This is a genomic window from Streptomyces camelliae, assembly GCF_027625935.1.
Classification (GTDB): domain Bacteria; phylum Actinomycetota; class Actinomycetes; order Streptomycetales; family Streptomycetaceae; genus Streptomyces; species Streptomyces camelliae.
Window position 1 is genome coordinate 7,197,371 of record NZ_CP115300.1, and the last position, 11,346, is coordinate 7,208,716.

An 11,346-nucleotide genomic window follows, 5' to 3' on the forward strand; every position below is an offset into this window, starting at 1 on the left:
TGTCCTTGATGGGACGTCATGGGTGGGATTCGGATACTCGGCGGTGGCGGCTCACCGCCCTGCTCGGCGTCGGCGCGGTCGCGCTCGCCCTGGTGGTGACCCTGTTCGGCGCGCTGTCCGGCGGTCCCCGCACCACCGGCACCACCCCCGACGGCGCCACGGTGCACGGCACCCCCGCCGACCCGAGTGCCACACCGGAGCCGTACGTCGGCTGGGGCTTCACGCACACCCAGTACAGCGCGGACGAGGGCGACTCCGCGGCCACCACGCGTGTGGAGCGGCTGCTCGCGCAGGACCGCGGGATGGCGCAGAACCAGCACATCATGGGCTGGGGCGCGGACAATCCCGAACCGGTCCAGGGGCACTACGACTTCGCCGCCCTGGACCGCCGTATCGACTTCGTGCGCGCCTCCGGCGGCACCCCGGTGATCACCCTGTGCTGCGCCCCGGACTGGATGAAGGGCGGCCGGGCCGGGGTGGACCACACGAACTGGAGCCAGGCCGCCCTGGAGACCGCCCCCACCCCCGACCACTACCAGGACTTCGCCGACCTCGCCGCGACCGTCGCCCGGCGCTACCCGGACGTGAAGCACTTCATCGTCTGGAACGAGTTCAAGGGCTTCTGGAGCGACGCCAAGTCCCGCTGGGACTACGAGGGTTACACCCGGCTGTACAACCTGGTGTACGCGGCGCTGAAGAAGGTCGACCGGGACATCATGGTCGGCGGGCCGTACCTGGTCATGGACAGTGTCGACGCGCGCGACCAGAACGCCTCGGGCACCGTGAAGGGCCCCTGGGGCGCCATGGACCAGCGGGTGCTGGACGCCTTCGCCTACTGGAACGCGCACAGGACCGGCGCCGACTTCGCCGTGGTCGACGGCTCCAGCTACACCCGCGACGACGACCTGCTGCCGAACGAGTTCGCCGCCACCGACAAGCTCACCGCCGTCGGCCAGTGGATCCGGCGGCAGACCCATGACCTGCCGCTGTGGTGGGCGGAGTACTACGTCGAGCCCGGCGACGGCAATGACAACCGCACGGGCTGGACCGAACCGCACCGCGTCGCCGTGCAGGCCACCGGGATGATCGCCCTGGTGAAGGGCGGCGCTGGCTCCGGCTTCTACTGGAACCCGGAGGAGAAGTCGGGCAGCGGCTGCGCCGGCTGTCTGTGGACACCGACCGCCGGCGCCGACGGCGGCCGGGAACTGCCCATGTACGACCTGGTGTCCCGGTTCGCGAAGGCGTTCCCGCCGGGGACGGCGTACGAGACGGTCCAGGTCGCGCCCGATGACGTGCCGAACGTCCGGGTCCTGGCGAGCAGCAGAACCGTCCTCGTGGTCAACACGCAGAACCGGACCATCAGCGCACAGGTCGACGGCAGACGGTTCGACTTGGGGCCGTACGAGGTGAAGTGGCTCGACCCCTGAACCACCCCACCCCGCCACCGCTCATTTCATCGTCATGAACCGCTGCGCCAGCGAAGCCAGCACCACCGCCAGCAGCGGCAGCGCGAACCAGAACGATCCCTGAAGCAGCCGCAGCTGGCGTACGCCGGGCCGGATCGCGACCCGGACCACCTCCCGCGCGGCCAGCAGCAGGATCAGCACGACGGCGGCCAGCGCACCGACCACCGACCACGGGGTCCAGGTCACCAGCGGACCGATCGGCCCCGGGTTCGGCTTCGGCACCGCGCCCGCCGGCCGCTCCCGCAGGGCGTACACGGTGACGTCGTCGTTGACGTAGGCCTTCGTCACGTCCTGCCGGTCGTCCAGGTTCTCCATCAGCCGGCGCCCCCAGGTCGTGGGGTAGCCCGCGTCCATCTCCAGGTAGGTGACCTGGCTGTGGTTGATCATCAGATACGAGTTCGGGCCGGCGTCCTTCAACGCCTTGACCAGGCCCGACACCAGCACCGGGTCCGTCGGGGCCAGGGTGGGCACATAGTTCACCCGCTCCATGTCCCGTGCGCCCCACGGCATCGCCGGGGTCACGTCGTTCACCGTGTCCTGGGTCGGCCACAGCAGCCGTACCGTCGGCTTGTCGTGGGCGTACACCCAGTTCATGGCCGCGACCTCGCCGGGCCGGGTCCGCTCGAACGACTCGTTGCCCCAGCGGGCCACCAGGAAGCCGCCCATCAGCAGCAGCCCGGCGAGCAGCGCGGCCAGCGGGGCGAGGCTCAGCCGGTCCTTCTCGCGTTCCTTCGTGGTGGCGCCGGCGCGCGGGAAGAGGGCGAGCGCGCCGAGCAGGGCCGCGCCCGGCACCGCGAACATGAAGACGCGCAGCGCCATCTCACCGCCGTACGACTGCATGCCGAAGCCGAAGAACGGCACGAAGGTCAGTACCAGCAGCGAGCGTTCGCGGTAGCGGTGGAAGCGGCGGCGCCACCAGCCCCAGCAGGCGAACGCCAGCACCGAGCCGGCCAGCAGCACCCGGACGTACAGCACCAGCTTGTGGGTCGAACTGCCGCCCTGGATACGGCCGGAGACAGAGGTCGAGACATTGCTGCCGACCCCGCCGACCCCGCCGAACAGGTCGTTGAAGTGCCCGGACCAGTACGGCTCGGCCATGAAGCCGACCCATACGGCGACCAGGACCGCGAACAGCAGGGGCAGGCCGCGCAGTTCGGACCGGCCGAGCAGGACCAGGGCCGTGAGCACGCCGAGCATGATGAACGGGGTGAGCTGGTGCGCGGGCACGCTCGCCGCGTACAGGCCGGTCAACACCAGGAGCAGGACCGCTCGTTGGCGGCGGTCGGCCGGTTCCACCTCGGCCTCGCCGGGACGGAACTTCGACCAGATCACGTGCGGCGGGCGGAACCAGACCAGCAGGATCGCCACGAACATCAGATACAGCAGATAGGTGAAGCCCTGCGGGGAGAAGTAGTCCTGGCCGACCCAGCCGCACAGCACGAACAGCCAGACGCCGGTCCACTTCGCCCGCCAGCCCGCCCGCAGCGAGCGGGTCAGCAGGAACATCGGTGCCAGGTAGGCGAGTTGGATGGCCGTCGGCCACCAGCGGATGACCTCGGTGAAGTCGGTGACCCCGCAGGCCCGGCCGACGAACGCGGCCACCGCGAAGAACCCCGGCCAGCTCCAGCGGGCGTCCAGATCCGGTACGGCGGAGCCGGTGCGGTCGATGTAGTCGAGGAAGCCCAGGTGCTGCCAGGCCGTCGGGAAGCGTGGTTCGGTCTCGATCACGGCCGGCAGCGCGTGCAGCGAGACGACCGTGGCGAGCAGGGTGAGCAGCAGCAGCGCCCGGTGCTCGCGGCGCAGCCACAGCAGCGCGGCGAAGACCGTGATCAGCAGCCCGGCCCCGGCCAGCGTCGGCAGTGGGAGCACCGAGATCAGCCCGAGCCCGCCCATCCGGTCCAGATCGGCCTCGCCGAGGCGCAGCGCGGGCACCCAGTACAGCAGCAGCGCGGCGATCAGCAGACAGCCGAGGACGACCCCGGAGCGGGTCGGCAACAGCCTTTGAGGGTCGGGGACTTGAGCTGGAAGATCCTCGGGCACGGCTTCGTCCGGTACGTCTGTCCCGGCGAGGGATGCGTCCAGTTCCCCCGTCGTGAACGGCGCGTCGACCTCCGCCGCCTCCGCATCCCGCAGCAGCACGGCCTCGGCCGGGCCCAGCGAGGCCTCGCCACTCGGTTCGCGTTCTTCCACCGGGAGCCCCAGTGCGGGCAGCGGCGTTCCGGCGGGCGGGGTACCGGGCCCCGGGCGGACGTCCGGGCGGCGCTCCACATGGTCGAAGTCGACGTGGATGCCGAGGGCCAGGGTGTCGTTGTCCAGGGCCCAGGCCGGGCCGGGCCGGCGCGGCCTGGGGCTCATGGCCGGGCCCAGGTCGGCGAGATCCCCGTCGGGTGCCGCCGCGTCGGCCACGGCGGCAGGGGAGGTCCGGATCGTCCGCCACAGCCGCGGCGCGGCGATCGCGGCGATCACCGCGAGGCTGCCGGCCTCGGCGACACCCGCGCCGGTCAGCCCCATCCGGGGCAGGAGCAGCAGGGTCGAACCCAGTACCAGCACGCACAACAGGCCCTGGAACAAGGCGAGTCCGCCGGTACGGCTACGCGCGCGCAGTACCGCGAAGTACGTCTCGATCACGACCCGCAGCACCGAGCCGACCGCGAGCCAGCGCAGCAGCGGGGTCGCCGCGTCCGCGTAACCGGCACCGAACACGCCGAGGATCCAGGGCGCGCCGACGATCAGCACGGCCGCGATCGGCAGCATGATCCGGGCCATCCGCCTCAGCGCGGCCCGGGTGTGGGCGGCGAGGCGGTCCGGATCGTGCGAGCCCTCGACGGTGAGGGAGGCACCCATGTTGATGGCGAGCAGGTCGGTCGTGCCGCCGATGGTGGTGGCGATGTAGAAGTACGCGTTCTGCGCGGAGCTGACCTGGGAGGCGACGATCACCGGCACGAGATAGATCACCGCGAGGGAGAACAGCGAGCCGGTGTAGTCCCCGGCCAGGAACCTGCCGACCTGTCTCAGCGTCGGCGGCTCCGCGCGGCCCTCGGTGGCCTTGACGTGCCGGGGGACCAGTCGCCGGAACACCAGCCAGCCCAGCGGCACCACGGAGGTGGCGATCGCGGCCACCCAGGACACGAAGACACCGGTGGTGGGGATGGCGACGGCGAACGCGGCGAGCAGGGCCAGCTTCACGGCGGAGAACACGGTGTTGCCCACCGGCACCCAGGTCGCGCTGCGCAGCCCGGTCAGCACACCGTCCTGGAGGGTGAGCAGGTTCCAGGCCATGACGGCGGCGATGAAGCCGAGCCCGTTGAGGGCGCCGTGCAGGAAGCGGTACGACGGCCCCCAGGCGTCCAGGGTGAGCAGGAAGACGCCCGCAGCGACCGCCACCACCAGCGAACTGCCCGCGTAGGTACGGAAGATGAGCTTGCCGGTGTGCTTCCCGGCGACGGGGATGAAGCGGGCCAGCGCGCCGGTCAGGGTGACCGCGGTGAGCCCGGCGAGGAACTTCATCGCGGCGATGGCGGCCGAGCCCTGCCCGACCGCCGACTCGGAGTAGTAGCGTGCCGCGGCCAGCCAGAAGCCGAGCCCGAGGACGGCGCTGATGCCTGTGTTGAGCATCAGCGCGTAGGCATTGCGGAACAGCGGGCTGCCGCCGCTCCGGGAGCGGCCCGTCCCGGGCAGCTTCAGGCGGCGCCCGGACCTGCCGGTCGCCGCGGTGTCGGTCGTCGTGGCCTCGGTGGTGGTCGTGTCAGACACGGGAACGGATGGCCTTCCGGCGGACCTGGCGGAGCTGTCGGGCTCTGCGGACGAGGGCGTAGCCCTTGGTGAGGGCGCGGTCCCTGGCGAACGTGCGGGCGACGGCCCGGCCTTGGAGCAGCCGTTCGAACTCCTCGACGCCCGTGGCCCGCCGGACCGTGACCCGTTCGAGTGCGTACGGCCCCTGGCGGCGGCGGGCGAGGGCGTTGCCGACGGCGAGTGCCTGGGCGTAGCCGCTCGTGCGCACCGCTTGGCGGACCCGGCGGCTGGAGTAGCCGTACGGGTAGGCGAACGACACCGGCCGGGCGCCGAGTTCGCCGGAGACGATCTCGGTGCAGCGGTCCAGCTCGGCGCGCAGCTCGTCGTCGCCGAGCTGGTCGAGCTGCGGATGGGTGTGGCTGTGGCCGCCGATCTCGACGCCGGCGGCGGCCAGTTCGCGCACCTGCCGCCAGTCGAGCATGGTGTCCAGGCCGCCTCCGGTGTCGTACGCGCCCCGGATCCAGCCGGTGGAGACGAACAGCGTGGCCGGGAAGGCGTGCTTGGCGAGCACGGGCAGCGCGTGCCGGTGCACGCCCTCGTAGCCGTCGTCGAAGGTGATCAGCACCGGCCGGGCGGGCAGCGGGCGGCCGGTGCGCCAGCGGACCGCGAGGTCGGCGGTGGTCAGCGGGGTCAGGCCCAGGTCGCCGATGAGCGCCATCTGTTCGGCGAACGCCTCCGGCGCGACGGACAGGGCGCGGGTGGCGTCGTTGGGGGCGGTGGCGACGGAGTGGTACATGAGGATCGGCACGGGGGCGTCACTCATGGGTACCCCCTGCGATCGGGGCCGCCGAAAACGTCGTACCGTTCCGCCGCGCCCTCATACTGCCCACCGCATAGCCGCCGGCGGCGCTCAGCACCCCGGCGACGATCGCGCCCGCGCGCCCCGCGCCGCCCGGCCGGGCCAGCAGGGCGTCCCGCAGGCCACGAGCGACCCCGGCGGGCAACACCCGTGTGGTGTACCGGCGTTCGGACTCCAGCCCCTTGCCCGCGCCGACGCTCTTCGCCACCAGCGCCTTGGACAGGCCCTCGGCGTAGGCGCGGGTGCGGAAGTAGGCGAAGTGCTCGCGGGGTGCGGGCACCCGGTGGTGGATCACCGCGCGGTCGTCGATGAGCAGGACGGCGTCGGGGCGGGCGCGGGTGAGGCGGATGCACAGCTCCGTCTCCTCGCAGCCGAGTGGGCGGCGGTCGCCGTCGCGGCCGATGCCGGTGGCGAAGCCGCCCGCCGCGTCGAACGCCGTGCGCCGGAAGGAAGCGTTTCCGCCCAGGACGTTGCGGACCCGGACCCGGCCGGGCGGCAGCCCCTTGTAGGTGCAGCCCACCACCCAGTCGAACTCCTCCGGGAACCAGGCCGGCCGCCGGCCCGAGGCCCAGATCGGCACCGTACGGCCGCCGACCGCCATGACGCGCGGGTCGGCGTAGCCCTCGGCGAAACGGCGCAGCCAGTCGCGTTCGGCCACGGCGTCGTCGTCCAGGAAGGCGATCACCTCGCCGTGAGAGGCGGCGATGCCGGTGTTGCGGCCGGCGGACAGGCCGCGCGGGCCCGCGTTGGACAGCACCCGGATGCCCTCGGTCTCCTTGTACTCGCGGGCCAGCCGGTCCTTCAGGGCCGGGTTGTGGTCCACGACCAGGAGCGTCTCCAGCGCGGGATACGACTGCGCGGCCACCGAGGAGACCGCCGCGAGGATGTCCTCCCAGCGGTCCTCGGTGTACACGCAGATCACGACGGAGATGCCGGGATCTCTCAAGACACCTCTCCCCGGACCGCGTCGAGCATCGGCGAGTGGTGTTCCTGACGGCGCAGCTCACGCCGGTTGGAGCGCTCCTTGAGGATGACCTTGAGGACCCGGAGCCCGTCGCGTACGGCGCGCAGATTGCTGGTGCCGTGGATGCGGAGGTACTCGTGGCTCGGGATCTCCTGCACCTTGAGCCCCGCCTTGACCACTCGGATGTTCATCAGCGTCTCGACCTCGAAGCCGGTGCAGTCGAGCTCGATCTTGTCGAGGCAGTGCCGCCAGAACGCGTTGTAGCCGTAGCACAGGTCGGTGTAGCGGGCGCCGAACTTGCGGTTGACGACCGTGCACAGCGCCCAGTTGCCGAGCTTGCGGATGAAGGTCATGTCGTCGGTACCGCCGCCGTTGGCGAAGCGGGAGCCCTTGGCGAAGTCGGCGCCGGAGACGAGCGCGGAGACGTAACTCACGATCTCGCCGCCGTCGGCCGAGCCGTCCGCGTCGACCATCACGATGATGTCGCCGGTGCACGCCTCGAACCCGGCGGTCAGGGCGTCCCCCTTGCCCCTGCCACGTTGTTCGACGACTCTGACCTGCGGCCACAGCGAGCGGGCGACGTCGACGGTGTCGTCCGTGGAATTGCCGTCCACAAGAACGACTTCGTGTATCCAGTCCGGAAGCGTCTTGAAGACGTAGGGGAGATTCTCCGCCTCATTCATCGCGGGAATCACCACGCTCACCGGCGGGGTGATCGCCAGGTGGGAGGAGATGGGCCGGAATTGGGCCGCCAGCAAGGGATCTTGCCCCGAACTCGGCGGGTGCAGGACGGAACTCATGGTCGTATCCCTCTCGTCCGGTGGACCGCCCGCCCCTGGGCAGCCCGGCTTTGTGTCCGGTTCGAAAGGGGGGTTTCTCATCCATGGCACGGTGAGCGGATCTCCGTACCCATTGAATGAGCTGTCAAAGCTGGCCGGTCTGCCGATCGCAGAAGAAAAAAGGCAGCCGGTCGCGCGGCACGACTCGGTCACCAGTGTGGTCACCGAGTACGGCACCCCCCTACCGCGCCCCACGCCGGAACGTCACGGTCCTGAGCCCTCCCCTGAACCGCGTGCTGACGGACCGATGCGGGTGAGATCTATGACGGTATTGACGATTGAACCAGATAAGCAAGACCTGGATATCAGTCTCACGTTTTTGTTTGTTTGGCCGTTACGTAACTTTGGCCGGAGTTACTCACTTTTACGTAGGAGGGCCGGCAGGAGCAGCAACAGGCTGAGCGAGCCCACGGCCACCACCCCGCCATGCACCGACCAGCGGTGTACGGCCAGCATGCCTTGGGCAACCAGCATGTTCAGAACCACCGAGCCCGCAAGGGCGGCGAGTGTGCGGCCGAAGGGTTCCAGCCCGCGCAGGATTGCGCCGATCGCCACGGCCGGCGCGGCGAGCAGGAAGAACAGCGTGCACGGACCGCGCAGCGGTGAGCCGGAGTCGGTGAGCGCGAGCAGTGCGCCGACCGCCGCCACGGCGGTCGCGGCCCCCGCGAGCAGCGGCGACAGGTCCCTCCCCGGTCCTGTCCGTGCCCCTTCGGGGTCCTCGGTGGCGCCGTCCGATGAACGTGACTTGATGCGTAAGGTCTGCATTGGCGACTGTGCTCCCCGATATGACCCCGACGCGCGGGATGTCGGACTTCAATGTGGCGCAGGCCGATGCGGGCCGTCAAGACGGCCGGGGCGGCGGAACTGACTCGGGGTCAACACGGCTGCCGAGTGCACGCAAGGCGTGGTCGGGTGAAATTCCAGGGCCGATCTAGTTGAGGCTTGGAAAGTTTTGGCATGGACACTTCCGGTCAACGCGCGTAGGCGCTACGACGGTTATAGGCAGAGATCCTGCTATAGGGAGGCACCATGAGTCGTTTCAGACTTACCGGATTCGTGACCTCGCTCCTCCTCGCCGCCGGCCTCGGACTCGGCACGGCCACGGCGGCCCAGGCCTCGACAGCGGCAACCGGCGGCTATGTGGCGCTCGGTGACTCCTACTCCTCCGGAGTGGGAGCGGGCAGCTACATCAGCTCCAGCGGCAGCTGCGACCGCAGCACCAACGCGTACCCGTACCTGTGGAACGCGGCCCACTCCCCGTCGTCGTTCGCCTTCAACGCCTGCTCCGGCGCCACGACGGACGACGTCATCAGCAACCAGCTCGGCTCGCTCGGCGCCGGCACCTCGCTCGTGTCCATCACGATCGGCGGCAACGACGCCGGGTTCTCCGACGTCATGACGACCTGCGTGCTGCAGTCCGACAGCGACTGCATCAGCCGCATCAACACCGCCAAGGCGTACGTCGACTCCACGCTCCCCGGCAAGCTCGACAACGTCTACAACGCGATCAGCGCGAAGGCCCCCAATGCCCGGGTGGTCGTGCTCAGCTACCCCCGCTTCTACCTGCTCGGACAGACCTGCCTGGGCCTGTCCGACACCAAGCGCTCCGCGATCAACGACGCCGCCGACTACATGGACGCCGCCATCCAGACCCGCGCCGCGGCCCACGGCTTCGTCTTCGCCGACGTCCGCACCGCCTTCTCCACCCACGAGATCTGCTCCGGCAGCTCGTGGCTGCACAGCGTGAACTGGCTCGACATCAGCGAGTCGTACCACCCCACCGCGGCCGGTCACTCCGGCGGCTATCTGCCGGTGTTCACGAACAACGCATAACCCGTTCAGGTGGCATCAGGCTTGACCGGGTTCACCTGTCAGGGTGAATTTCCGTAGGAGCTCGAAGCGGAAGCGGAAGCGGATGCGGAGGCCCCGCCGGTCGGGGTCTCCGTCGCCGTATCCGTCGCCGTCACACAGGCGACCGAGAACGGCACGGAGTTCGACGTGGTCCTCACCGGACCACGTACCTTCACGCTGATCCGGTCCTCCGTCGTGCCGCTGCCGGAGGACGCGGTCACGGTCACCCGTACCTGCTGGGTCCTCCCGCCCCCTTCCGGGAAGGGCAGTGTCTTCCACCCGGGATCGGACACGGACCCATGCGTCACCACCCATCGGTACTCCACCTGAGCGGGCAGCCGGCCCACGGTGAAGGTCGCTGTGAAGGACGGTGACTGAGCCGTCGGCGGCGGACAGGTCCCGGAGTACGTGGTGTGCTCGCCCGCCACGGTGACCTGCACGGACTGGGCCGGCTGCGTGCTCGTCGGCGTACTCGTCGGGGTCCCGGTGTCCGAGTCGGTGCTGCCGCTCGGCGTGCGGGAGGACGCCGTCGTGGTGCTCGGACCGGTGCCCGCTGTGCCGCTCCCGCTGTCGCGGTGCGTCAGCGCGTACGCCAGCCCCGCCAGTGCGAGGGCGATCACGAGGAAGCCCGCCACCAGCACGACCCCCGCGCGACGGTTGCGTTCGGGTGGCTCGGCGAGCGGAGCCGGGGCAGGCAACGACGGTGTGGAATAAGGTTGTTGACGCGGCGCCACGACCGTCGGCGCGTACGCGGACGGATCCGGTGGCGGTGTCGCGAGGGGTGTCCCTCCCTCAGCGGGGGTACCCCCGGCCGCGACGAGCCGCAGCTCGTGCTCCGCCCGTTCGGCACCGAGCCGCTCGGCGGGGTCCTTGCGCAGCAGCCCCTCGATGACGGGCGCCAGCGGGCCGGCCCGGCGCGGCGGCGGCAGCTCCTCGTCCACCACGGCGCGCAGCGTGCTGAGCGGGGTGTCGTACCGGAACGGGGAGACGCCTTCGACGGCCGTGTACAGCAGCACGCCCAGCGACCACAGATCCGACTCCGGTCCCGGAGTGCGCCCCAACGCCCGCTCCGGGGCGAGGAATTCGGGCGAGCCGACCACCTCGCCGGTCATGGTGATCGCCGAGCTGCCCTCGACGGAGGCGATCCCGAAGTCGGTCAGCACCACCCGGCCGTCGCCCGCGAGCAGCACGTTGGCCGGCTTCACATCCCGGTGCAGCACCCCGGCGGCGTGCGCGGCGCGCAGTGCGGACAGCACCTCGGCGCCGATGTGCGCGGCGCGCTGCGGCGGCATCGGGCCCTCCGCCTCCAGCCGGTCGGCCAGCGACAGGCCGCGCACCAGCTCCATCACGATCCAGGGCCGGCCGCCCTCCGACGCCACGTCGTACACCGTGACCGCGTTGCGGTTCGCCACCCGGGCCGCCGCCCGCGCCTCCCGCTCCAGGCGGGCGTACATCCGCTCGACGTCGGCCGGGGGCAGCCCGGCCGGCGCCCGCACCTCCTTGACGGCCACCTCCCGGTGCAGCACCTCGTCCCGGGCCCGCCATACGGTGCCCATGCCGCCCTCGCCCAGCGGGGACAGCAGACGGTAGCGGCCCGCGATCACACGGTCGCGGGCCGGTTCTCCGGACACGGGC

The 11,346-nt window shown here is 70.8% G+C and carries 8 protein-coding genes; 2 read left to right on the top strand and 6 right to left on the bottom strand.

Features of this window, described 5'->3' with window-relative positions; genetic code table 11:
• The first annotated feature begins 8 nt into the window (after positions 1-8).
• Positions 9-1,427: a GH39 family glycosyl hydrolase gene (locus tag O1G22_RS32985; RefSeq protein ID WP_270084649.1), complete on the top strand. Its 1,419-nt coding sequence runs from the start codon at positions 9-11 to the stop codon at positions 1,425-1,427.
• A gap of 21 nt (positions 1,428-1,448) precedes the next feature.
• On the opposite strand, the gene O1G22_RS32990 is transcribed toward O1G22_RS32985, so the two are convergent.
• From O1G22_RS32990 to O1G22_RS33010, 5 genes are all read right to left on the bottom strand, one after another.
• Complete coding sequence (locus O1G22_RS32990) at positions 1,449-5,219, bottom strand: lipopolysaccharide biosynthesis protein (RefSeq protein ID WP_270084650.1); 3,771 nt, start codon at positions 5,217-5,219, stop codon at positions 1,449-1,451.
• Positions 5,212-6,021 (bottom strand): polysaccharide deacetylase family protein, encoded by an 810-nt coding sequence (locus O1G22_RS32995; protein WP_270084651.1) that lies wholly within the window; start codon positions 6,019-6,021, stop codon positions 5,212-5,214. Before O1G22_RS32995 ends, O1G22_RS32990 begins: the two co-directional genes overlap by 8 nt.
• Complete coding sequence (locus O1G22_RS33000; RefSeq protein WP_270084652.1) at positions 6,014-7,003, bottom strand: glycosyltransferase family 2 protein; 990 nt, start codon at positions 7,001-7,003, stop codon at positions 6,014-6,016. Before O1G22_RS33000 ends, O1G22_RS32995 begins: the two co-directional genes overlap by 8 nt.
• On the bottom strand, positions 7,000-7,821 hold the full coding sequence (locus tag O1G22_RS33005) for a glycosyltransferase family 2 protein (protein WP_270084653.1): 822 nt from the start codon (positions 7,819-7,821) through the stop codon (positions 7,000-7,002). Before O1G22_RS33005 ends, O1G22_RS33000 begins: the two co-directional genes overlap by 4 nt.
• Before the next feature lie 393 nt (positions 7,822-8,214).
• The gene (locus O1G22_RS33010; protein WP_270084654.1) at positions 8,215-8,625 is read right to left on the bottom strand and encodes a hypothetical protein; all 411 of its coding nucleotides are present in this window, start codon (positions 8,623-8,625) and stop codon (positions 8,215-8,217) included.
• A 264-nt stretch (positions 8,626-8,889) separates the two neighbouring features.
• On the opposite strand from O1G22_RS33010, the gene O1G22_RS33015 reads away from it, so the two are divergent.
• Positions 8,890-9,693: an SGNH/GDSL hydrolase family protein gene (locus O1G22_RS33015; protein ID WP_270084655.1), complete on the top strand. Its 804-nt coding sequence runs from the start codon at positions 8,890-8,892 to the stop codon at positions 9,691-9,693.
• A 38-nt stretch (positions 9,694-9,731) separates the two neighbouring features.
• On the opposite strand, the gene O1G22_RS33020 is transcribed toward O1G22_RS33015, so the two are convergent.
• A complete protein-coding gene (locus tag O1G22_RS33020) occupies positions 9,732-11,342 on the bottom strand; it encodes a serine/threonine-protein kinase (protein ID WP_270084656.1) in 1,611 nt (536 codons plus the stop codon).
• Positions 11,343-11,346 lie beyond the last annotated feature (4 nt).

Coding starts and splice junctions, on each gene's coding strand:
- O1G22_RS32985 (WP_270084649.1), top strand. CDS start 9: ATGGGACGTCATGGGTGGGATTCGGATACTCGGCGGTGGCGGCTCACC.
- O1G22_RS32995 (WP_270084651.1), bottom strand. CDS start 6,021: ATGAGTGACGCCCCCGTGCCGATCCTCATGTACCACTCCGTCGCCACC.
- O1G22_RS33005 (WP_270084653.1), bottom strand. CDS start 7,821: ATGAGTTCCGTCCTGCACCCGCCGAGTTCGGGGCAAGATCCCTTGCTG.
- O1G22_RS33010 (WP_270084654.1), bottom strand. CDS start 8,625: ATGCAGACCTTACGCATCAAGTCACGTTCATCGGACGGCGCCACCGAG.
- O1G22_RS33015 (WP_270084655.1), top strand. CDS start 8,890: ATGAGTCGTTTCAGACTTACCGGATTCGTGACCTCGCTCCTCCTCGCC.